The sequence below is a fragment of the Pseudoalteromonas sp. PS1M3 genome (genome assembly GCF_016865405.1).
In the GTDB taxonomy this organism is placed as follows: Bacteria; Pseudomonadota; Gammaproteobacteria; order Enterobacterales; family Alteromonadaceae; genus Pseudoalteromonas; species Pseudoalteromonas marina.
Genome location: NZ_AP022624.1, coordinates 2,142,865 through 2,165,424 on the forward strand (window position 1 = coordinate 2,142,865; position 22,560 = coordinate 2,165,424).

General features: G+C 40.4%; 30 protein-coding genes. 15 read left to right on the forward strand and 15 right to left on the reverse strand.

From position 1 onward, the window contains the following. The first annotated feature begins 1 nt into the window (after position 1). From PS1M3_RS09790 to PS1M3_RS09850, 13 genes are read left to right on the forward strand one after another with little or no spacing between them, the layout of a single operon-like run. Positions 2-1,249, forward strand: coding sequence for a hypothetical protein (locus tag PS1M3_RS09790; RefSeq protein ID WP_203983931.1), 1,248 nt, complete (start codon positions 2-4; stop codon positions 1,247-1,249). 59 nt (positions 1,250-1,308) lie between these two features. Next, complete coding sequence (locus PS1M3_RS09795; RefSeq protein ID WP_138740038.1) at positions 1,309-1,548, forward strand: hypothetical protein; 240 nt, start codon at positions 1,309-1,311, stop codon at positions 1,546-1,548. Positions 1,549-1,550: 2 nt separating this feature from the next. Further along, complete coding sequence (locus tag PS1M3_RS09800; RefSeq protein WP_171047570.1) at positions 1,551-1,691, forward strand: hypothetical protein; 141 nt, start codon at positions 1,551-1,553, stop codon at positions 1,689-1,691. 7 nt (positions 1,692-1,698) lie between these two features. Further along, a complete protein-coding gene (locus tag PS1M3_RS09805) occupies positions 1,699-2,070 on the forward strand; it encodes a hypothetical protein (protein ID WP_203983933.1) in 372 nt (123 codons plus the stop codon). 37 nt (positions 2,071-2,107) lie between these two features. Then, positions 2,108-2,917: a DUF2303 family protein gene (locus PS1M3_RS09810; RefSeq protein WP_203983935.1), complete on the forward strand. Its 810-nt coding sequence runs from the start codon at positions 2,108-2,110 to the stop codon at positions 2,915-2,917. 53 nt (positions 2,918-2,970) lie between these two features. Then, a complete protein-coding gene (gene ssb, locus PS1M3_RS09815) occupies positions 2,971-3,657 on the forward strand; it encodes a single-stranded DNA-binding protein (RefSeq protein WP_239104446.1) in 687 nt (228 codons plus the stop codon). A 10-nt stretch (positions 3,658-3,667) separates the two neighbouring features. Beyond that, positions 3,668-4,465 (forward strand): MT-A70 family methyltransferase, encoded by a 798-nt coding sequence (locus tag PS1M3_RS09820; RefSeq protein ID WP_203983937.1) that lies wholly within the window; start codon positions 3,668-3,670, stop codon positions 4,463-4,465. Then, complete coding sequence (locus PS1M3_RS09825; protein WP_203983939.1) at positions 4,465-4,710, forward strand: hypothetical protein; 246 nt, start codon at positions 4,465-4,467, stop codon at positions 4,708-4,710. Before PS1M3_RS09820 ends, PS1M3_RS09825 begins: the two co-directional genes overlap by 1 nt. Then, the gene (locus PS1M3_RS09830; protein ID WP_203983941.1) at positions 4,707-5,093 is read left to right on the forward strand and encodes a hypothetical protein; all 387 of its coding nucleotides are present in this window, start codon (positions 4,707-4,709) and stop codon (positions 5,091-5,093) included. The genes PS1M3_RS09825 and PS1M3_RS09830 overlap by 4 nt, the downstream gene beginning before the upstream one ends. A 7-nt stretch (positions 5,094-5,100) precedes the next feature. Continuing rightward, complete coding sequence (locus tag PS1M3_RS09835) at positions 5,101-5,547, forward strand: hypothetical protein (protein WP_203983943.1); 447 nt, start codon at positions 5,101-5,103, stop codon at positions 5,545-5,547. Between the two features lie 15 nt (positions 5,548-5,562). Beyond that, positions 5,563-5,775 (forward strand): hypothetical protein, encoded by a 213-nt coding sequence (locus PS1M3_RS09840; RefSeq protein ID WP_203983945.1) that lies wholly within the window; start codon positions 5,563-5,565, stop codon positions 5,773-5,775. After that, complete coding sequence (locus tag PS1M3_RS09845; protein ID WP_203983946.1) at positions 5,772-6,062, forward strand: hypothetical protein; 291 nt, start codon at positions 5,772-5,774, stop codon at positions 6,060-6,062. The genes PS1M3_RS09840 and PS1M3_RS09845 overlap by 4 nt, the downstream gene beginning before the upstream one ends. Then, positions 6,059-6,262, forward strand: coding sequence for a helix-turn-helix domain-containing protein (locus PS1M3_RS09850; protein ID WP_203983947.1), 204 nt, complete (start codon positions 6,059-6,061; stop codon positions 6,260-6,262). The genes PS1M3_RS09845 and PS1M3_RS09850 overlap by 4 nt, the downstream gene beginning before the upstream one ends. Here the strand turns inward: PS1M3_RS09850 and PS1M3_RS09855 are convergent. From PS1M3_RS09855 to PS1M3_RS09900, 11 genes are all read right to left on the reverse strand, one after another. After that, positions 6,243-7,442 (reverse strand): integrase family protein, encoded by a 1,200-nt coding sequence (locus tag PS1M3_RS09855; RefSeq protein WP_203983948.1) that lies wholly within the window; start codon positions 7,440-7,442, stop codon positions 6,243-6,245. The two genes, PS1M3_RS09850 and PS1M3_RS09855, sit on opposite strands and share 20 nt — an antisense overlap. Positions 7,443-7,830: 388 nt before the next feature. Further along, positions 7,831-8,538, reverse strand: coding sequence for an RluA family pseudouridine synthase (locus tag PS1M3_RS09860; protein WP_138740051.1), 708 nt, complete (start codon positions 8,536-8,538; stop codon positions 7,831-7,833). A 5-nt stretch (positions 8,539-8,543) separates the two neighbouring features. Then, positions 8,544-10,445 (reverse strand): MFS transporter, encoded by a 1,902-nt coding sequence (locus PS1M3_RS09865; RefSeq protein WP_138740052.1) that lies wholly within the window; start codon positions 10,443-10,445, stop codon positions 8,544-8,546. 173 nt (positions 10,446-10,618) lie between these two features. After that, positions 10,619-11,227, reverse strand: coding sequence for a recombination mediator RecR (recR, locus tag PS1M3_RS09870; RefSeq protein ID WP_008132248.1), 609 nt, complete (start codon positions 11,225-11,227; stop codon positions 10,619-10,621). A gap of 6 nt (positions 11,228-11,233) precedes the next feature. Further along, on the reverse strand, positions 11,234-11,560 hold the full coding sequence (locus tag PS1M3_RS09875; protein WP_006792396.1) for a YbaB/EbfC family nucleoid-associated protein: 327 nt from the start codon (positions 11,558-11,560) through the stop codon (positions 11,234-11,236). Positions 11,561-11,619: 59 nt separating this feature from the next. Beyond that, the gene (gene dnaX, locus PS1M3_RS09880) at positions 11,620-14,115 is read right to left on the reverse strand and encodes a DNA polymerase III subunit gamma/tau (protein WP_138740053.1); all 2,496 of its coding nucleotides are present in this window, start codon (positions 14,113-14,115) and stop codon (positions 11,620-11,622) included. Positions 14,116-14,118: 3 nt separating this feature from the next. Continuing rightward, positions 14,119-14,664 (reverse strand): adenine phosphoribosyltransferase, encoded by a 546-nt coding sequence (apt, locus tag PS1M3_RS09885; RefSeq protein ID WP_006792394.1) that lies wholly within the window; start codon positions 14,662-14,664, stop codon positions 14,119-14,121. A gap of 169 nt (positions 14,665-14,833) precedes the next feature. Then, positions 14,834-14,956: a hypothetical protein gene (locus PS1M3_RS20130; RefSeq protein ID WP_008132255.1), complete on the reverse strand. Its 123-nt coding sequence runs from the start codon at positions 14,954-14,956 to the stop codon at positions 14,834-14,836. Positions 14,957-15,027: 71 nt separating this feature from the next. Next, entirely contained in the window at positions 15,028-15,780 is a 753-nt protein-coding gene (locus PS1M3_RS09890) for a DUF2063 domain-containing protein (protein ID WP_138740054.1), read from the reverse strand. A 36-nt stretch (positions 15,781-15,816) separates the two neighbouring features. Then, positions 15,817-16,644: a DUF692 domain-containing protein gene (locus PS1M3_RS09895; RefSeq protein ID WP_138740056.1), complete on the reverse strand. Its 828-nt coding sequence runs from the start codon at positions 16,642-16,644 to the stop codon at positions 15,817-15,819. A 96-nt stretch (positions 16,645-16,740) separates the two neighbouring features. Next, complete coding sequence (locus tag PS1M3_RS09900) at positions 16,741-17,226, reverse strand: hypothetical protein (RefSeq protein WP_010557588.1); 486 nt, start codon at positions 17,224-17,226, stop codon at positions 16,741-16,743. A 234-nt stretch (positions 17,227-17,460) separates the two neighbouring features. Here PS1M3_RS09900 and PS1M3_RS09905 point away from each other — a divergent pair, with 234 nt between their 5' ends. Together PS1M3_RS09905 and PS1M3_RS09910 are read left to right on the forward strand one after the other, a co-directional pair. Then, positions 17,461-18,441, forward strand: a complete 981-nt coding sequence (locus PS1M3_RS09905) for a tRNA-dihydrouridine synthase (protein WP_138740347.1) — start codon at positions 17,461-17,463, stop codon at positions 18,439-18,441. A 61-nt stretch (positions 18,442-18,502) separates the two neighbouring features. Further along, entirely contained in the window at positions 18,503-18,844 is a 342-nt protein-coding gene (locus tag PS1M3_RS09910; RefSeq protein ID WP_006792388.1) for a TraR/DksA C4-type zinc finger protein, read from the forward strand. Positions 18,845-19,163: 319 nt separating this feature from the next. On the opposite strand, the gene PS1M3_RS09915 is transcribed toward PS1M3_RS09910, so the two are convergent. The 4 genes from PS1M3_RS09915 to PS1M3_RS09930 form a co-directional block, all read right to left on the reverse strand. Further along, entirely contained in the window at positions 19,164-20,210 is a 1,047-nt protein-coding gene (locus tag PS1M3_RS09915; RefSeq protein WP_138740346.1) for a hypothetical protein, read from the reverse strand. A gap of 61 nt (positions 20,211-20,271) precedes the next feature. Then, the gene (locus PS1M3_RS09920) at positions 20,272-21,531 is read right to left on the reverse strand and encodes a tetratricopeptide repeat protein (RefSeq protein WP_203983949.1); all 1,260 of its coding nucleotides are present in this window, start codon (positions 21,529-21,531) and stop codon (positions 20,272-20,274) included. An 11-nt stretch (positions 21,532-21,542) separates the two neighbouring features. Beyond that, a complete protein-coding gene (locus PS1M3_RS09925) occupies positions 21,543-22,154 on the reverse strand; it encodes an energy transducer TonB (RefSeq protein WP_010557583.1) in 612 nt (203 codons plus the stop codon). After that, positions 22,154-22,558 (reverse strand): biopolymer transporter ExbD, encoded by a 405-nt coding sequence (locus tag PS1M3_RS09930; protein ID WP_006792384.1) that lies wholly within the window; start codon positions 22,556-22,558, stop codon positions 22,154-22,156. Before PS1M3_RS09930 ends, PS1M3_RS09925 begins: the two co-directional genes overlap by 1 nt. Between the last annotated feature and the right edge of the window lie 2 nt (positions 22,559-22,560).

Sequence of the window (22,560 nt, forward strand, 5' to 3'; positions counted from 1 at the left end):
CATGACTACTAATCAAAGCACAGCAACCAACTTGGTAGAAGTTGTTTACCAGGAAGATTTAACCAAGAAAGGGCTTGCCGATTTACGCAAGCAGTACCCTAAGTCGTTTTCGCTTGATATGTCTGACGAGGACGAGTTTAAGCAAGGCCGTAAAATACGCACTGAGCGCAACAAGCTGGTTAAATCAATTAACGATCGCCGCATTGGATTTACTAACGAGCTTAAAGCCTATGGCGATGAATTAATATCAAAAATTGATGTGATTTACGATCCAATCATTAATGCTTTTGAACTTGAAGATAAACGCCGCAAAGACGAAGCCGCACGCATCGCTAAAGAGCGCGAAGAACTTTTAAACAAGCAGCGCGATGAAATCGCACAAATGAATGATTTTACTCAGCAGTGCCAAGGCCAGGGCTCACAGTTTATTGCGGACACAATTGAAGCGGTGGATCTTATCGACACTGAATCATTTGATAAAGAGCTCATTCACGAAGCAATCGACACCAAGAAAAGTATTCTTGAAGCGCTTAACACCATGTACCAAACCGCCAAAGCAGCCGAAGCAGTAGAAGCAGAGCGCGAGCAATTACGCATCCAGCAAGAGGCGATTAAGCAAGAGCAGCAAAAACAAGAGCAAGCGCGAGTTATTGAACAACGCATTGATAACTTACGCCGCGATCCTATGAACTACAAAGACAGCCCTAGCAACATTATAGCCGCGCGCATTACGCAGCTTGAGAACTACACGCCACCCGCAAGCGATTTTGGCGAGCGTGTTGATGAAGTTATCGCGCTTAAAGCTGATGTAATTGCCGAGCTACAAGACCGCTTAGAAATGGCGCAATTCAAAGAAGAAAAGCAACAGCGCCAAGCAGAAGCGCAAGCCGCAGTTGAAGCGCGCCAAATAGAGCAATTGCAAGCAGAGGTTACGCAATCGGCAGAGCAAGACGCAGCGACAGAGCAAGCAGAGCAGCAAGTACATGAAGCACAAGCTGAAGCTATCAGCGCGCAGGAACAAAGCGAGCCTTTACTTGATAATAACTTTAAATCACCAGTGTTTGAAAGCACAAGCGCACCGACAGGTTACACGCCTCTTTCGTTATGGCCTAGCAGCCAGGACCGCGCAGACAATGACGAGCTAGATCGCATTTGCGACCAACTGGACGTAGCAGAGAGCTACATCGAAGCGCAGGACGTTCTTATAAAAGATTTAGAGCAGCGCCTAAACAAAGCGCACGCAGCGTAAGTTTCCAACTCCAACCGAGCAAGCGCCTACGGGCGCGAGCTCTTTTTAAAGAGGTTTATATGAAAGATTTAAGAGTACCACAGCTAAGAATGGACTCGCACTTGCGCACTGAAGATCTGCGCGTTGGCCTGGCAACAATCAAAGCATCAAAGCATCAAGGGCAAGAAGGCTGGACCTTGCCAGGGTGTAAATTTACGCGCAATCGCAAAGAAGCTGAGCATGTGTGCAAAGAAGTTAACCGCTTAATCCAAGCGAACGGCGGCATTAAGCCATTCGCTAATTTAAGAAAAGCAGCGTAACCATGCACGATTACATGGCAATCAAAGGCAATAGCTCAAGCGCACAGCAAAAACAAAAGCGCAGAGACTTTTTAAAAATGGCAGCGGTTAACAGCGTTCGCGTTCTAGTGGTTGCCATCATCGTTTTATTAACAACTAAGTGAAGCAAATATGTCAAATAAACAAAGCGTACCAAGTAAAAAAACCGATGTAGATAACTTTATTGCTGAGTTAGAGGCCGGAACATTCAAGCCTAAACTAGCACACATATTAAACACTATAGCAGCTAGCCAAGTAACCCACGGAAAAGCTAATAGAAAGGCAAAAGTAACAGTTGAATTATCCCTAACTAATTTTGGAGAAGGAGGGCAAGTATTAATAGCCTCAAAACTTGATTATAAGGCGCTTACACCAACAGGAATCAAAAGCGAATCCTCTGTTAGCGAGTCTGTATTCTACGTTGGTCGAGGTGGCGAGCTTACTATCGAGCGACCGAAAGAGGACTACACCGGGCAGTTTCAGCTTGTGCAACAAAACAAGTAACTTTTAAACAAACCACAAACAAATATTAGGATAAAAAATGTTAGATAAAAAAGCACTAGAACACATAGCAGAGTCGGCAAACATCCCTGACTTAATAGAACAAGTTAAAGGTACAAAAAACCCCCTTGCGGTTTTGCCTAGTAGCTTTGAATTACAAAGCCTAGAACAGTTTATGCCAAACAGAACAAGTTATCGCGGCACTATGGAAACAAATAGCGTAGCTGACTTCTTTTCCTACTGTAAAGATTACGCAGAAGAAGGCTCTAAGTGCTTTGTAGACGACAGCATGGCGGCGGTAACTATTTTCGATATGGGCACTGAGTCTGCACCAAAACACATGAAGCATAAATCTATATTAACGCTTAAAAAAATGAGCGCATATAAAGAGTTGCTTTCAAATGTAGGTTCGCGCATGTCGCAAAAAGACCTTTCGGACTTTATTGAGGATCTAGGTGACTACATGGCTATTAACAGCACTACAGAGTCAGCAATGACTATAGCGCAGGCAGCACAGGCAGTTAAAAGCGTAACCATTGAGCAGATAAAGAAAAGCAGCAGCGTAGTTGGTGACTTTGACGAGTCGCAAGAAGATCTACACAGCATTGGAGCTAAAAATAAAGACTCTTTGCCTGCTTATATTCGATTTAGCTGCACTCCCTACTCTGGCCTATTAAGTCGTGAATTTATTGTGCGAGTTAGCATTATGACTGGTTACGAAAAGCCCATATTCAATTTACGCATAATAAAGCACGAACAGCACATTGAAGAAATGGCAGAAGAATTTAAGTCTTTGGTAATTGAAGGCTTAGAAAGCACAGAAATTAAAACGTTCATAGGTAGTTTTTAATTTAATTCATCTAAAGCCCGCCTTACTTGGTGGGCTTTAAAAAGGAGTCAATCATGGCTAGAGGCGTTAATAAAGTAATTTTGGTAGGCAACTTAGGCCAAGATCCAGAGGTTCGATACATGCCTAACGGCAATGCTGTAGCAAACATCACGCTAGCTACTAGCGACAGCTACAAAGACAAAAACAGCGGCCAAATGGTTGATAAAACCGAATGGCACCGTGTTGTGTTTTTTGGAAAGTTAGCCGAAGTTGTTGGCGAATACTGCCGCAAAGGTTCACAGATTTACGTTGAAGGTAAACTGCAACCTCGCAAGTGGACCGACCAACAAGGTCAAGAAAAATACACCACAGAAATTGTTGTTGATGGCTTCACAGGCCAAATGCAAATGCTAGGCGCGCGCCAAGGTGGTCAAGATCAAGGCGGCCAAGGTAATAATAATTACCAAGGGCAGCAAAACAGCCAGGCACAAGGCAATAACCAAGGCCAGGCGCAAGGTAATAATTCTTACGGCAACAGTAATAATAACCAAGGCAACAATCAAGCGCAGCGCCAAGGTAACAACCAGGGCCAGCAGCAAGGCCGGCGCCAAAGCAACAACCAAGCACAGCAGCAAAGTAACGTGTCAAACAATCAATACATGAATGGCGGACAACAAGGCGGTCCAACCATTGATTTTGATGATGACATCCCGTTCGCGCCAATTGGCCTGCAATACCCAGCACTCTTAATGTGCATGTAAGGAGCGCCCCATGTTTGAACAATTTAACGGCCAAAAATTTAACCTTATTTACTCAGACCCAGCTTGGCAGTTTAGCAATAAAAAGACCGGCGGTAGCATGAAAAGCGGTGCAGCACATCACTACAAATCAACCATGAGCGTAGACGAGCTAAAAGCTATGCCTATTGATGATATTGCAGCGGACGATTGCATACTGGTTATGTGGTACGTGGGCTCAATGCCACAAGAAGCCCTGGACGTTGTGAAAGCATGGGGCTTTACCCTTAAAAATATGAATGGCTTTGTTTGGAACAAGCTAACCATAAACAATAATCCCATTTTTGGCATGGGGTTTTGGACCCGCGCCGGTAGTGAGTCGGCAATCATTGCGGTTAAAGGTAAGCCAAAGGTGGCGAGCCGTTCAGTGCGTGCGGTTGGCAACTACGACACAGAAAGCCTAGACGAAATACTTGGTCGCGGCGTGTTTTCAGGCGCATACCCTGTCGGTCAGCACAGCGAAAAGCCAAACGAGTTTAGAGAGGCATGTGTTGAATTGGCCGGCGATGTACCGCGTATCGAGTTGTTTTCACGCAAGCGCGTTAAAGACTGGTCGGTTTGGGGTAATGAAGTAGGCAAGCTAAATAAAAAATCAAAAGCGCAGCCGATTAAAAGAGCGTATGGCGCAAAAGTGCAAATCGTTTGTGAGTGCGGGTGCGGTCAAAGTAAAGAAGTCAGAAAAGCGGACGCTGATCGTGGGTGGGGTAAATACTTTAGTAAATCGTGTAAAGCAAAGCATGAAGCAGAATTAAAGAAGGCAAAAGCAGCCTAATGAAACCACGCACTAAACGCAGAGCGCATACCTGGTATGCGCTAACCCCTAAGTCGGAGTTATTGAGCATGAATAAAAGAAGCAAGGTTATATATCAATGCAAAGTTGATGGCGCTTTAGGTCGAGTTGGTAAGTACAGCGCCATATGTGGCAAGTCAAAAATTGGAGGTGGTTGTGGCGCTCATGGCAATGCCAAGTGTGAGCATAAAGTTAGAGTAGAGAAAGATGCAAAGGTGAACCCATGAACAACGAAAAAATCAAAGCCCTAGCCCTACAGCATGGTTTAAATTTTGACAGCAATATAGCCTCATTCGCCTGGGCTCTACTTCAAAGCGGCAAGCCTAACGTGTCTCACAAAGACTACTTAGCCGATTTATTAAAAGATGCTGCAGGCTGTTTACCCGAAAAACACGCAGGCTACCGCGTCGAGATATACGCAAATGATGTATGCGCAAATAACCCGCGCCTAAAGTGGAATTTCTACAACGGCGTTCATTCAGACACGTTTGAGTGCGAAGTACCCGACACCCGCGAAGATTTAAACAAGCGCCTTAACAACGCCAAAGGCTGTATGAAGTCGGCTTGTTATAGAGCTATGAACCCTGATTATGCCAAAAAGTTAGCATAGGTGATTTATGAGATTACATATAAGCAAAATAAAACTTCCAGAAAAAGAAACACACTTTAGATACCGTGATCACCACGATGAAAATGGTTTAATTGTTAGTTTAAATAAATTTTACTCAGTAAGAGAAACTGAGAGTTGCCATTATGTTGTAGATGAGTGGAACTTTAAGCTAATGCAACGATGGGATTTTGAAAAGCTATCAAAGTGTGGTGATAAGTTTATAACTGTAAAAAGAGTTGTGAAAGGAGCTTTAAGAACTTATTGCAATGAAGATAAGCAGCTTGCCCTAAAATCATTCCTTGCAAGAAAGAGCAGCCAGTTACTTCATGCAGAAACAGCAAAAAGTAAAGCAACTCTTGCGCTTGGTAAAATTTCAGGGATGAGCGCAGAAGAAGTAGGCGAATCTTTAAACTGCGGGCTAGACGAGCATTTAGAGTCTTTTGTTTTTGATTAAACCTATATGTGACTTATGAAAGAACTAATGTGCAAATACGATCCGCAGGTTCACTTTAATCACAAAAAGCCAATGACCACCACGGATCAAAAATACTTAATTGAGTTTTACGGCAAAGTGCCAGTGTCGGAGTTGTGCTTGTCACTCGGCAGAACTTACAAAGCCATTACTGAAATGGCATGCAGCTTGAAAAAGCAAGGCAAAATAAAAGGTAAAGGTGATTTATGAGCAATTACACATGCCAAAAATGCAAATCTAAGCTAAGAGCAAGTGAAGCATACGAATATCGAGGCGCTTTTTCTTGTGAAGAACACTTTGATGAAGTAATTGAAATGCGCAACTTTGAGCGCAACCAAATTATTCAAGAGGAAAATAACAAGACCAAAGTATTTAAAGGTCTTGATCTAACTGATAGCACTATAGGAAAAGCAAACAAGGCGCTATTAAAGCCGCGCATTGAAATAGCAAGCAAAGAAAGTTTACGTTTAAATAGTTATGAACGAGGTGATTTATGAGTTTACCAACAAGCATGTATTACACGACAAAAGAAGTGGCCGCAATGGAACGCGTAACGCCTGGTTACTTATTAGAGCAAGTAAGTCAGGGCAAGTTTATACCGCCAGCGCATTACGGCAAACCTAACCGCTGGCTTAAGTCGTCAATAGATAATTATTATGCTGAACTCAACGCACAGGCTAGCCGCCTTTCAGCATGATAACCCACCGATTGATCCACTCTGTTAGCCCCTCAAGCATTGGCGATTTATTGTATATCGCCAATACCCCTTTCATCTTATGCCCTAGTAATTTTTCTGTAAATTGCAAAGGGCATCCCGCATCTGTTAAGTGCGTTGAGATCGTCCGCCTAAAATCGTGCATCCTAAATTTGTTCACCCCTTCAATAGATTCGTAGCACGACTTAGATATTTGACTTACGCTAGAGCCGCTAGCCGGATGATCACCATCACGGTTAGGAAACATATATAAATAAGAAGGCGATTGCGATTTTATATACTTAAGATCATCTACCAGTTCGTTAGGTATTGGTCGAACGATAGAGTGTAACGCGCCTTTTGTATTTTCTCTTTGCGTTGTAAAAAGCTGGTTATCTAAATCAAAATCAACCTTCTTGGCCTTGCATAGCTCGCTTATGCGACAACCAAACACCATTGCGCAACGTAAAAGCACCTTGTTTCTGTCTGTTATATTGAGCTCGTCAATGTGTGACCAAATTAACTGGCACTCTTTTAACGTTAAATAATGCTCCCTACTGTCGTAGTCTGTAGCAAAATCGCTTGGCCTTAACGCTTCAAACTGCGTGTTACTAATAAAGCCCTGGCGAATACAAAAGCGAAGCATTGATCTAACTTCTATTATCGCGTTAAAGGCAAACCCTTTGCCTCTGCCCTTCTCAATTGACACATCACCCATCGACTTAAAAAAGGCCGTAAAGTGCGATTTATCCATAAGCCATATATATTGATTGCCCCATGTTTCATTAAGGCATGATGTTATCCTGGTCTTAATACCCTCCGGGTTATCTCGCTTGGGTAGGCAATAATTCACATACCAATACTCAACGCAATCTAAGATTGTTGGGTTCTCTATGTGGCTTAATTCAACAGCGCTCACACCTTCCATATTACGAGGATCTAAATTTTTATTAACCAGATCCATTTGCCTTGCACATTCCTCTCTCGCTTTTGCTAATGTCATAGCTGGATATGATCCAATTTTATACCGCGCTTGCCTTCCATTTATTCTGTATCGAATTTGAAACGTGATCTTTCCTTTTGGTGAAATCCTAAGAGATAAATTATCTCCATCTGTTATCTCGGGCTTACCGGCATACTCTTTACCGTTCAAGCTCTTTATTTTAGCTGCTGTTATGTTCATTGATACTCCGACTCTGTGACCAAATGTGACCAAAAACACGGTCAACTCTAAAATGGTACACACCTTGGTACTCAGTTGTCACGGATAATAGTTAGGCTTAGTCGGCAATAGTCGCTAATAGATGGCGTTATAATTACTGTAAGGTGTTGTTTTATATTAAATAAAGAGACTTAAGAAGGGATAGAAATTAATAGCAGGGGATAACTAAAGGCAATGAATCATTAAGTTTAATAGTTGTTTTACTTCTGTTTGAAAGCCTAATGTTTCTTTTTGTGCTGCAGTCATTTATATATCTCCAATTAGCAAAGTGTCTGCGTTATGCACTTAATATGGGGGGAGCTAATAGAACTTCAAGGGAAAAAATTAAAAAATGTAATGTTAATTCACACTAAAATGGGCTTGGGCAATGGATGTGAATTGCTTGATTTGTAGTGGGATGTTCAAAAAACAGATCGCTTGCATGCAACTGTAGACGTTTTGATAGCTTTTCACTGTGTGCACTCTTATACAGGTCGCACCCTAAAATAGGGTGGCCTATAAAATGACTATGTATGCGTAGCTGATGAGTACGCCCAGTCAAAGGAGAAAAGCGTACATAAGTTCTAACAGGGCTAGCAAGGCGCTTTATAACGTTAAACTCGGTAACAGCTGGCTTCCCCTCTAGTTTACAAATTTTTACTCGCGGAAATAACTGTGTGTCTTTAGCAATGGGCGCATCAATTTGCCCTCTATCTTCGCTTATACACCCCTGCAACATTGCTACATAATGCTTTTTTACACTGCGTAATTGAAACTGCTTATTTAAACGCTTTGAGCTCACATCGTTTAGGCTTACAAGCATTATTCCCGATGTGCCTAAATCTAATCGATGAACTAATTTAGCGTTTAAAAAGGACGGCGTTAACCCTTTTTGCCCATTTACTAGACGATAATGTACTGAGTCCCAGTTTTCTGGATTTTTCCCTGATAAACTCAGCAAGCCACTGGGTTTATTAATGACTAAAATATCGTTATCTTGATACAAAATACTAAACGTATCTATGCATTTTGGCGCTATAAAATTATCGACAATAGGGTTTGATTGGCTGCTTTTCATGCCTATTAGTCATTATCTTTAGAGTAAAGTAGTTTTAAATCTAACACTCGTTCACGCAGGTTATCCGCTTTTGCTTTATTTGCCGCAACAGGCTCACCAACAGATACAGAGACTAACGACCACTTTAAACGAGGTAATTGCCACTTTGTTTTTCGGCTAAACATACTGCCCCAAAGCCCACCTAAATGCACAGGCACAACAGCAACAGGCGTTCGCTCAATTATTCTCTCTATACCTCTTCTAAACATATCAACACAGCCATCACCTGTTAATTTACCCTCAGGGAAAATACCCACAAGCTCGCCGCGTTCAAGTGCCTCTGCAACATCGTCAAACGCCTTTTTAAAAGCTTCAGGGTTTGATTTTTCGCTATCAATCGGTATTGCTTTAGCCATTTTAAATAACCAGTGCAGAGCAGGAGAATAATAAATTGGCGCAAAAACCATGAAACGAATTGGTCTTGGTGACGCTGCTAAAATAAACATCCAATCAACAAAGCTGACATGATTGGCAACGATAACCGCTGCACCTTCCTCTGGTATATTTATTTCGCCTCTGGTTTTCACGCGATACATGCAAATAGCTAAAATATAGATAATAAAACGCAAGAAAAACTCAGGTACTTTGGTATAAATATACAATGAAATCAGTAAGTTTAACCCTGAAAGTAAAAGCAATAATTCTGAGATACTCCACTCTAAAATAGACAATGTCACAATACTTAAAATGGCACTGCACACCATAAACAGTGCATTAAGTACGTTGTTAGCGGCAATAACACGAGACCGACACGCCTCTTCTGTTCTTTGTTGTATCAAAGCATACAAAGGAACAGTATAAAAACCTGATGCTATACCAATACCGGCCATCCACACAAAGTGCCAGCGCATATCGCCAGTATTTAATACCTGCTTTAAGGTTAATAATTCATCGATTTGCACACCATAACTTAAAATAGCGGGCTCTGTACTGAGCAAGTATAAAAATAGGGTAATTAAGATGGCACCAAAGGGCACAATGCCTAACTCAATACGCGAACGCGAAAGCTTTTCACATAATAAAGAACCAATAGCAATACTTAACGAAAATACCACCAGCGCACTGGTTACTACTAATTCGTTACCGCCCATTACGTGCTTAACATAGTTTGGTAATGTAGTTAGCACAATGGCGCCTATTAACCAAAACCAGCTTATACCTAAGACTGATTTTCCAACAGACTCTGTTTGCGAATTAAGTGCTGAAAACACATTTTTTGTAGAGGTATAAATATTGTAGGTAAACGCTAAGTTAGGTTCATTCGCTGCACTTATTGGTATAAAGCGGCTACTCACATAACCTAATACTGCGAGCACGAATACAGCAATGCTAATAATTTCGGGGCCTACGTTTTGCGTAATGTAATAAGTCCCAAAAATAGTCCCTAGTAAAATGGCAACAAAGGTACCCGATTCAACTAACCCATTCGCTTTTGTTAATTCGTTCGGGGCAACGTGCTGCGGTAAAATAGAATATTTTAACGGACCAAAAAATGTACTTTGAAACCCCATGAAAAATATAGTGGTGAGCATAAGCCAAATAGACTGGGTATAAATAGATAGTGCCCCTACAACCATAATAGGAATTTCGCAAAGTTTTACAAACCTGATTAATTTTGATTTTTCTGTTTTCTCAGCAAGCTGCCCTGCCATACCCGAAAATAAAAAAAACGGTAAAATAAATAAGCCTGCTGCTATGTTTGAATAGAGCGCACCATCGGCCAATGTTGCAGCTTGAAAAACCAGTAAAATAAGCACCGACTGCTTATAGACATTATCGTTAACGGCAGAAAAAAACTGGGTAATAAACAAAGGTAAAAATCGCTTACTATTAAGTAAGCCGCTTTGATTTGTTGAATGCGTTTTCATTGTGATCCTTACGTTTTAACTCTAAATAAACCTATCTCAAAAAGGGCTTTGATTACTTAGCCGTCAAATTAACTGCATACTATTTTTAGCTAGCTTACCTTAAAAACAAAAAAGCCTACATAAATTAATTACGTAGGCTTTTACATATCTTTTCAAACAGTCGCTTTAATGAACTATTCTTGTGTAACCACGCGGCGACCACTAAATGCATGCATTAGGGTTCTACCATCAACTAAATCAAGTTCGCCTCCAACCGGAATACCGTGCGCTATTCGCGAGGCGCCCACATTATTTTTGTGGCAAAGCTGGGCAATATAATGCGCAGTCGTCTCACCCTCAACACTAGGATTAGTTGCTAGTATTACTTCGTTAATGCCGCCTTGAGAAAGTTTTTGCTCTAAAACATCTAAGCCTATTTCTTTAGGGCCAATACCATCAATGGGTGATAAATGCCCCATAAGGACAAAATATAAACCTAAATACTGACCCGTTTGCTCAATGGCAAGTACATCAGTAGGCGACTCAACAACACATAACGTACCGCTGTCTTGGCGTTTTGTGCTCAAGCAAATGTCACACTGAGGTTGCTCACAAAAAGTTCGGCACGTTTGGCAATGACCTATTGCTGTCATTGCCTTAGTAAGCGCGCTACCTAGTTGTGTACCACCTTTGCGATCACGTTCAAGCAAATGGAATGCAATACGCTGTGCAGACTTTGGGCCAATACCCGGTTGACACCGCAATGCTTCAATAAGCTGATTTAAACTATCTGAAAGTTGCATTGTTTGTTAAAACGGCATTTTCATACCTGGTGGTAATTGCATACCGCCAGTTACTTTGCTCATTCGTTCTTGCGTTTCTTCAGCTACACGGCGCACAGCATCGTTACATGCCGCTGCAAGTAAGTCTTCAATCATGTCTTTGTCGTCTTCCATAAGGCTTTCATCAAGCTCTACGCGACGAACATTGTGGTTACCAAGCATGGTTACTTTAACTAAGCCTGCACCCGCTTCACCAACAACTTCCATTGTTGCAATTTCGTCTTGGGCTTTTTGCATGCGCTCTTGCATTTGCTGCGCTTGCTTCATCATGTTACCCATTCCACCTTTAAACATAATTTTCTCTCTTTCTTTTAATCTTTAATTGTCATGAAGATAAGGGCGATTGTATGTAATTACAATGCCTGAATACTGTTTTCGTCAATTTCGGCGCTAAATAACTGTTGAAATTGTACTATGTTTTCGTCACTTGTGATCACATCTATTGCTTGCTGATGGCGCCCTGCATCTATTTTTTGTTGAATTAAATAAGGCGAATCGATAACCCCTTGAGCAAATTTTATACTCAGCGACACATTGTGATCGTAAATACTCGATAATGCGGCATCAAGTTTTTGACGAAGCATTGGCGTATCTAGGTGTTTTTGCGATTCATCAACATCTATATGTAAGTTACTTCCCTGCTTCGTAAAAATTGAATGCAGCGCAAATTGGCGCATTCGTCCACCCAGCCCCATACGTTTTATCAAATAAGCCCACTCGTCTTGCTGATGAGCAAACTTTATTTCACTTATTGGGCTTTGAAAATCATCTGGAACCGGAATACTTTCCTCTTGTGGAGCTGGAGCAGGCACACTTTGAGGATTAATTTGTTCTAGTAACTCAGGCGCTAAATTTTCAGTGATTGTTTGATGCTTAGCTTTAAAATCAACTTTTTGTGCTTTTGTAGCGACTACACTGGGGCGTTTTGCTTGGCTCCCGCTAACAGGGAGCTCAGACTTTTTTTCATGCTCGCCTGTATTATAGTCATCCCACGGCGGTGGGTTAGTCGATTGCACAGAAGCCGCGTGTGGGTGTTCTGTGTTTTCAGAATGAGTGTGTATATCTGTATTAGTGGATTCACTTTGCTCTACAATTGGCGAACCAACCAGCCTGTTACTTTGCTCATTATTATCAGCTTCAGGCTTTTCAGACACTGGCGGCTGAGCTGTATTATTACCTGATAACCTGCCTGAACCTGATATATTTCTGTCACGTAAGATGCGTGCAATGGCCGATTGTGCCTGAGACTCTTTATCATGCAGTGAAGGTGCATCCAAAGAGACTGGAGCGCTTGGAGTTTCAGCCTGTTGCGTTGTACTTTGAGTTTGAGGATTAAAGCCTTGATCTAGCGCGCTACTCATTACATCATCGAATTGTGCAGCTAATGTTTGCTCTACATCATTGTGCTGCATGTACGCTTCATTTTCGCTGTTACGCTGTGCTTGCTCATCACTTATTTGCTTCGCAGGTGTATTTTGGCTCGTTTCAGTTTGAGCCTCTTCGTTTTTAACCTGTAAATGGGCTACGTGATCAGAATCAACAGGCGTGTCAGTAACAGTGGGGGTTACTTGCTCATGCTGTTCTGCACTTATAATCGATTTTTCAGCTGGTTGCTGTACAGCGCTTATGTCGCTGTGTTTAGCTGCGTTATTAGTACTTTCAGGCTTATTTTTACTTAAAATATCACGCAGTGCATTGGCTCGGCTTTCAGTATTACCTGCCGGCAATTGAGGCGTGCTTATCTCGTCCTGCTGGTTTTCGTTTCCTGCAGGCTGAAATGCAAGTAACCTCAGCAAAATCATTTCGAACCCTAAACGTGGCTCAGGGGCCCATTGTAAATCTTTTTTACCGTTTAAAAGTAACTGGTAATAAACCTGCACTTGCTGTGCACTTGTGTGCTCTGCAACGTGCTTTATGTAATCAGCATTGGTCTCATCAAGCCCAGCAGCTTGAGGCACTAATTGGGTAAGCTGGGTTAAGTGCGTTAATGAAATTAAATCATCAAGTAACGCTATATAATTTGGGTTTTTGCTCGCTACATTTGCTATTTCGCTCATGAGCGCAGCGCCATCTTGACTTAGTAATGCTGCTAATAAACTTTGGCTGTAGTGTGTATCCATTAAACCAAGCATAGCTTGAACCGCTTGATTATTAATATCACCATTCGTTTGTGCTATAGCTTGATCGGTTAAGCTAAGCGCATCGCGCATACTGCCATCTGCAGCTTTTGCAATAACGCTAAGTGCATCGTTATCAAAGCGCAGTTGTTCTTGAGTCAAAACGTGTTGAAGCTGTGTTTTAATTTCACTTTGCGATAAGGCGTTTAAATTAAACTGTAAACATCGCGATAAAATAGTAACGGGTAACTTTTGAGGATCGGTGGTTGCGAGTAAAAATTTCACATGCTCTGGCGGTTCTTCAAGCGTTTTTAAAAGCGCATTAAAGCTATGCTTTGAAAGCATGTGAACTTCATCTATTAGGTATACTTTGTAACGCCCGCGCGTAGGTGCGTATTGAACGTTATCAAGTATTTCACGCGTATCTTCTACTTTAGTACGAGAGGCAGCATCAATTTCTAGCAAGTCAATGTAGCGCCCTGCTTCAATATCTGTACAGCTACTACATTGCCCACAAGGAGATGCCGAAATACCTTCGTCGCAATTTAAGCTTTTTGCAAAAATACGCGCAATAGTTGTTTTACCAACACCTCGGGTTCCAGTGAATAAATACGCGTGGTGCAGTCTATTTTGTGTAAGCGCATTAACAAGCGCTTGTTTAACATGAGACTGCCCAACCAATTCATGAAAGGTTTGTGGACGCCATTTTCTCGCTAGAACCTGATAACTCATCGATTATTCGCCTTCGAATTCAACCAACTTTAAGATTTTGATACCCATTTTTTCTATGCGTTGTTCGCCACCTAATTCAGGCAATGATACAACAAATGCTGCATCAGTAGCCTCACCGCCTAACTTATTAACTAGTTTAGCAGTCGCTTCGATAGTACCGCCAGTTGCTAGAAGGTCATCAACAAGAAGTACTTTGTCACCGGGTACAATTGCATCAACATGAAGTTCTAGCGTGTCTTCACCGTATTCTAGTAGGTAATCTTGGCGAATAACTTCGCGCGGTAATTTGCCAGGCTTACGCACTGGAATAAAAGGAATACCTAAAGCATAAGATAAAGGCGCACCAAAAATAAAGCCACGTGATTCTGTGCCAATAATTTTTGTAAAACCTTGGTCTTTATATTCGGTTATAAACGCATCAATAGTAGCCTTGAACGCTTCAGGGTTGGCCATTAATGTAGTTACATCGCGAAACATAATGCCCGCTTTAGGATAATCAGCAATTGTTGCAATGCTGTTTTTAATAATTGCTGGTGTTACTTGAGTCATAAGTTTTACTGCTCAATGGTTGATATTACAAAGCAGGTGATTATAACCTTAAGTGAACTTTAATTGCGAGTTTGCTGTGACTTTAACGAAAATATTGAACAGTTATAGAGGATAGAAAAGCAAAGCATTAAGGCTGATGCTGACAACAGCCTTAAACTATAAATACGTTTTAGGTTAAGCTAGTGATCCAACCTAAAATTGCATTTAAACAACCAATACCTGCAAATACCGCTAGAAAAGCAATAAAATAAGTAGCGTTAAACGGATCTTTAAAATCTTTATCATCTGACATAGTACAACCTTTTATTAAGCACGATAAATAAGGCTGCCATGATAGACGATGTAAAAACATCAATAAAGGCCTTAATCTTGATTTTTTGTCACGATTACACCGCGTTCAATCAGCGCATTGAGTGTCACAAGCGCCCCTTGTGTTATTTGCTCTTCGTTAAACTGAGGAGCCTGCATAATCACCTGTTGGCAGAGGTTATCAAATGTAATGCCCTCAACGCTTTCAATGATAGAGAGTAATAAAGCCGTCATTGAATTAGTTGCTAAAAACTGTACTTCATCTTCTTCATCTCTATAAACAACAAAATAGTTAGGTACAGTCGATGGTTCTTTTGGCCGGACTTGGTCACTTATAGTTTGCACTGGATATTGGTAACTCAAATTTCTCGCTACGCTTGATAGAAATAATGGACTTTTAGTTAACGCTGTTTGTTGTAGTTTTCTCTCATTAGGATCTTCGTTAGCTATTGAAACGTCAAGCTCTATCCATTCATAATGCGCAAGTTCTAACATAAAAGCAGGGTCATCTTTTTTCATTTTATAACTACTGGATAAGTAATTAATAAACTCCCCTGCTATATCTAAAAAGTATGGTGATTGACAATCATATTCACTAAAAAACTGTCTGATCAATTTGTTCCATTGTTTGTCACTATAAAGCGTTTTTAACACTGGATAACCGGAAGAAATGAATCCCTCTATGTTATTAAAGAATAGGTCGCGATATATAGCCATGCGTCTATCTTCAATATCAGTTGGCTTTTTATTTTTTTTTGGTTCACGTATGTGCGCCATAAATTCATTTTGAACATCTATAAAACTCATAGCTGGATACTCATTACTGTCTGATTCGCGTTAACTTCAAGCTCGTTGTTTTGAAAGCTCAGGATTTAGATACTTTTGTTGCAACTGAATAATAATATCAAGCTCTTTAGTGAGTACATTTATCTCTGGAATATTAAAATCTCGCTCAAGAAGCGTTGGAAATACACCATGTAACTTATAAGCTTTATCAAGCAACTCCCAGACTGGATCAATAACATCGGCGCCATGAGTATCGACTATTAAATCATTAGCCTCATTATAATGTCCCGCAACATGCCCATAAGCGATACGTTTTGTAGGTAAGCCAGCTAAGAAAGTATTTGCGTCATAACCATGGTTTATCGAATTAACATAAATATTATTTACATCAAGCAACAATTTACAATCTGCTTGCTCTAAAATTTCAGTTGTAAATTCAAGTTCAGATAACTCTTGGCCTGGCGCACCGTAGTAAGATACATTTTCCATCGCAATAGGTCGTTCAAGAATGTCTTGCACTTGCTTAATTCGGGGGACAACATGCGCTATTGCCTCTTCGGTAAAAGGGATGGGCATTAAATCATACATATGGCCTTGACCAGAGCAATAACTCAAATGCTCACTAAACATTTTAATGTTGTGCTGATCAAAAAAGACTTTTAGCGATTTAATAAATTCAATATCAAGCGGCTCTGGCGAACCTATTGATAAAGACAAGCCATGACATACAAAATCATTAGCATCGGTTAATGTTTTAAACTGCTTTTTAAATCGGCCGCCCAGTTTTAACCAATTCTCAGGCGCAACTTCTAAAAAATCAATTTGCTTTGGAACGTGTTCTAATAACTCATCTAGCATTTCACGGCGCAAACCTAAGCCAACCATTCCAAATTCCGAACTGTGCATTTGTGTCATAACTGCCTCTACTATTAACAAAAAAGGGCCCGTGGCCCTTTAGCATAACTTAATTAAATTAAGAAATTAACGGCCACCACATTTACCTTCGCCGCACTTGCCTTCTTTTTTACCTTTTGCATCGCCGCCACATTTGCCTTCGCCGCACTTGCCTTCTTTTTTACCTTTTGCATCGCCGCCACATTTACCTTCGCCGCACTTGCCTTCTTTTTTACCTTTTGCGTCACCGCCACATTTACCTTCGCCGCACTTGCCTTCTTTTTTACCTTTTGCGTCGCCGCCACATTTACCTTCGCCGCACTTGCCTTCTTTTTTACCTTTTGCGTCGCCGCCACATTTACCTTCGCCACACTTGCCTTCTTTTTTACCTTTTGCGTCACCGCCACATTTGCCTTCACCGCACTTGCCTTCGGCAGCATCTAATTGATAACCTGAAACAAGCTGCTGAAATTCAAACGGGTTTGCTTGTACATCAGCAGATACTAAACTCGCAGAACCCACTACTACTGCACCTAATGTTAATGCGATTGTATTATTTTTTACTGTATTCATTATCTTTGCTCTCTATACTCAATGTGTAAGTCGTTGCAATGTAAATATCGTTTTAAATTGCGTGTATGTTTAAGTAGACCTGTGATGAAATAAAAACTTTCATTTTTATTTTTATTTAATCGAAAAAATTTGCCCCCTGCGCTCTCACTTTAACTATGAGTAACAATTACAGATTTATCAATATGCAATTTACAGGTAAACTAGCGACCTTATTTTTAATAATATAATCGCTTTATGAAACTTGTTTTAGCACCTATGGAAGGTGTTGTAGATTTTAAAATGCGCCAATTACTAACTGACCTTGGCGGGTTTGATTTATGCGTGACCGAATTTGTAAGAGTTGTTCAAGCACGTTTACCTGAAAAAGTATTTTATCGATACTGCCCTGAACTAAATAATAATGGCTATACCCGAGCAGGCACGCCGGTGCGTATACAATTGCTTGGACAAGAAGCTAATCCATTAGCTGAAAACGCAGTGAGAGCGATTGATTTGGGTTCTCATGGTGTTGACCTTAATTTTGGGTGTCCTGCGAAAACAGTTAACCGTAGCCGCGGTGGTGCCGTTTTGCTTAAAGATCCCGAGCATATGTATACCATAATTAAAGCGGTTAGAGATGCGGTAGATTCAAAACATGAAGTCAGTGCAAAAATACGTTTAGGATTTGATGACGACAGTAACAGCCAAGAAATTATTGATGCGGTTGTAAGTGCTGGCGCTAATAGCGTAGCAATTCATGCAAGAACAAAGCGCGATGGATACAACCCGCCTGCATATTGGGAAAAGATACCTCCTATAATAAAAGGTAAAAATATTGCTGTAGTTGCTAATGGTGAAATATGGCAAGTTGAAGACGCAATGCTATGCCAAAAAAGAAGCGGTTGCAGTGACTTAATGCTTGGCAGAGGCGCCCTATCTCATCCTGATTTAGCTAAAAAAATAAAAGCACATGTCAACAATGAGTACTATGAGGGTTTAGAATGGGAGCATGTTCTTTATCACTTAATACACTCAGCTATTCATCATGACCCAGCTAAAGATGAAAAATATTTTGCATCTAGAACTAAACAATGGCTAGGTTATTTAAAGCGTCAATATCCGCAGGCGATAACATTGTTTGATGAAATTCGTAGGTTAAAAACCAAAGAAGACGTATCTGCCGTTTTAAAAAAATATGCAAAAGCACCACAACTTGATTCAAATCATGACAGATAATTAAAAGCAATTAGATAATATCAGTATAACGAGCAGTTAATGTAAAAGGGTTATACTGATAATGAACCACCAAAAGCGCTTACATGATGAACTAACACAAGTTAAATCAAACATACTTGTTATGCTTTCTAAATCGCCCCACCCCGCCCATCAAGGCTTGATCACCACATTAAAGCATACAGCAAATAATGAATGGTTAGATCTTGCTGCAAAAAGGCTCGGCCCTGAGTATGCCAACTTAATTAATCGTATGACTATGTTAGAGGCCGCAGTGAGTCAAATTGATATAGGTCAATACGGCTATTGTTGTGATTGTGAAGAAAAAATTGCAACCGCATTACTTCAAAAAGACCCTGCAACACAGCGCTGTACAAAATGCGCAATTAAGCGGGCATCTAACTAACTTTATAAAGTCTTAGTTATAAGTTTCTATAGCTAATGCCTGAAAACGTATTAGTTTTGAAATTGGTTTAACTGAGGTGCAAAGTTTATGAGGCAGTAGACAAGTAAAAACAGAGCAAAACCTCTGCGCCTTACTCATGATTTATCCCCATTACCTATATTGACTAGAAACAGCTAAACATAAACTTCCCCAAAAGGAACTTAAAAAAGTAACAGGGTATGTTTAGAATATACTTTACGTAATTGCGTATTAAAAAATAAGCATCTACACCTTAAAGTTTTGCCTTGCCATACATTTAGGAAGATAAACAACCCCTGGGTTAATAACAAATCTGACCACAAAAACTAAACGATTGTCCTGGATAAAGAATAATATCTTCAACTAAATATTGCGCGGTTTGTTCTGACACTTTAAGACGCTTTGACAAATTAACTTTAGCCTGATCAATTGTCCATGCGTGGTAATGAATACCTATATCTGTTTCCATCATTGTAAGCATGAGCAACTTGTCCTTATTAGACAATTTTGTATTGCTGGCCATAGCAGGCAAGTCTAAGTAATGTGTTTGCCAGTCAAGTCCATTAATCAATGGCTCTTTAGATAAATATTGCACAACAAATGATTTGGTGTGATTTTGTTTAAATTTGACATTAATAACTGCACTTTCAAGCGCTTTAATTTGTTCGTTAATAATAACAACCCACTCTAAAGGCGAGTTAACCGCGTTGCCATAATAATTGAGTTTACTCTGATACCACTCTGAACCATTAGAAAGCCCTCTTAAACCAACACTCCCTCTAGGCTTATAATTATCCAAATAATTAGAAAAAGCTCTGATATGGCTTTTAATTGCACCTTGTGTAGCCTTGTTTTCGATAGCTTGCGCTACATATTCCTGTAATAAAGAATACTCTAACTTGTTTAGTTTTAGATTACTTTGCTTTGCAATGTCTAACTTAGCTTGTGTAAATTTAAGCCAACTAATAGTTTGCTCAACGGTGCTAGCTGAACGGTTAAATAAACTCATATTATGTAGAACGTCTACTTGGGCTGGCCAAGGAAAAAAACGCTCAGGAAATCGTTCTGCAATAACCAAATAATTAACTTGGGTAATTTGATTAGGTGTTAACTTCATCGTCATCAATTGCTGATAAATAGCGTGACGTTTATCAAGATATTCGTTCGAGTAAACAATGTTTTCTTCTGTAACTTTTTTATTATTTGTTTCCTGACCTAATATCAACACAGTATTTAAAGACTTTAAAGCGCTGCGTGCCTCATCAAAAGAACTAAAACTATCACTCTTATCAGTACAACCAACAAGATTTAAACACAATAACAATGATACAAAAAACGTTTTATACATAGTGATCCTAATAAAAAAAGCCCCAGAGGGGCTTTTTAAAAATTGCTAATGTTAGCTAATATTAAATTTTAACACCGTTGCGAGCGGCTTTATCTTTAATGTAAGTAGACCAACCTTTTGCAAACTTACGTGTGCGTGGGTCGTCCATAGCTTTAACAATAGCAGCATAAGCTTGCTTATACTTGCCTTGGTAGTAATACGCCTCAGCTAAATCTGAATAAATTGTACCTTTTTTGTCAGAGCCAAGCTCTAACGCCTTGTTCAAGCGAACAACGGCAGCACTGAATTTCTCAGATTGTAAAAGTAATGAACCTGCTTTGCGGTAAAGCTCAGCGTCGTCATCAAATTTAGCAGCTTCTTCATAATACTTAGCAGCTTTCTCTATATCTTTAGAGCGATGATAGTTACTTGCAACAGCGTTGACATTTTGTTTAGTACGTTTAACTTTTTCTTCTTTAATTGCCTTTTCAAGCGTTACTGCTGCTTTGTAAGGAATTTCATTTAAAGAGTAAAAGTTAGCAAGTACTTTGTATTCAACTTCGTTTTCAAAGTAACCGTTTTTGAAAGCCACTTCCATTGTTGCAAGACCTTTCTGATATTCTTCGGTTTGTAGGTAATATTTACCTAAACCAACCCAAGCTTTTTTATCATCAGGCCAAACTCTAACAATTTCTTCACCCACTTTAACCATGTTTGCATAATCTTTAGTTTCAAAGTATGCGCCAAGTTTAAGCTGGTAAGGGCCTTTATTAGGCTCTTTTTGAAGAGCTATTGCTTTGTTAGCAGGCTCAAAAACATCACTGAATTGCTCTAGCTGAAAGTTAGCTTGCGCAATACGAGTATATACAGTTGGATCTTCCTCACCTGTGAAGTCCATCCAAGCTGTGTATGCTTTTTTTGCTTCTTTGTATTTCTCAGTACCCGCGTACAAATCACCTAATAACTTAAGTGTTTGTTCATGGTCTGCAAAGTTCAAAATATCAGGCGCTACTGCTAGCTTGCTGTATTTGATTGCATCAGCGTAGTTTTCTTTCTGCGCGTACATGCTACCTAAGTAACGATTTACAGTCGCTTTATCAAACTCATCTGAAGGGTCAATCTCTCTCAGCAATACAATTGCTTCGTCAACTTTTTCTTCGTTATACAAGTCAAATGCTTTAATTACTTTTTTACCAGTACGCTCGCCCATGATCTTAGTTTTTGCTTTCTTACGCTCTTCAATTTTTGCGTAATCTGGCGCCGCTAATACAGATGAACTTAAAGTTGCACCTGACACAGGCATAAGAATTGCAAGAGCAGTTACTTTAGATAAATTTCTCATTACTCGCCTCCTTAGCCTTGGTTAAGTTTAAAGTCTAGTTGAACTTGTAAACCAACTTGTTTTTGTGGCTTACCGTCAATAATTTTCGGACGGTATTTCCACTTACGAAGTGCACGTTTAGCTTCACGGTCAAAGATACGTTTAGGCTCAGCGTCGATTACATCAACGTCAATAACCCCACCTAACTCATCAATTGTGAACGAAAGTTGTACCCAACCTTCTTTACCATCACGTGCTGCTTGCGTTGGATATTTTGGTTCAATACGAACGATAGGTGTCGCATCACCATCTCGTCCAAATGCACCCGGACCACTTAGTCCACCAGCAGAACTCCCTACGTCGATGCTTGGCATATTAAATGACATTGCACCTGGGTTAGGATTAGTATCCGGCTGTGGCGGCTGCGGTTTAGGCGGCTGCTTTGGCGGTGGTGGAGGCGGAGGCGGTACACGCTTCCTCTCCTGCACCTTAGATTCAGGCGGATTCGTCATAATTTCGACTATGATCTGCTCTTTTTGTTCCGTATTACGGTCAGCCCCACCAGAGATGAGGTAAGCCATGAAGTAGAACAAGCCGAAAGTAACTGCCCCACCTGCAATCAGTGAAAACAGAAAACGAATCATTACTGATCTCCAGCTATTGAAATTCTTAGGTTATCGCCCGTTGCTTTAATCTGGTCCATAACTTTAACCACTGTGCCGTGTTTTGCTTCTTTATCAGCTTGCAAAATTACAACGTCAGTAGGTTGTTCTGCTAGTAAGCTTTCAATTTTCGCTGAAACACGTTCAACGTCAACTTGCTGCTTATCAATCCAGATTGCGCCATCACTGCGTATAGCAATAAAAATGTTTGCATTTTTTTGCTTCGTAGCTTGGGCAGCTTTAGGTTTATTGACCTCGATACCAGCCTCTTTAACGAACGATGTAGTTACGATAAAGAAAATAAGCATGATAAATACGATGTCAAGCATTGGTGTCATATCTACCGCTGCTTCTTCTTCTTCACGAAAACGTTGTTTACGTGCCATAT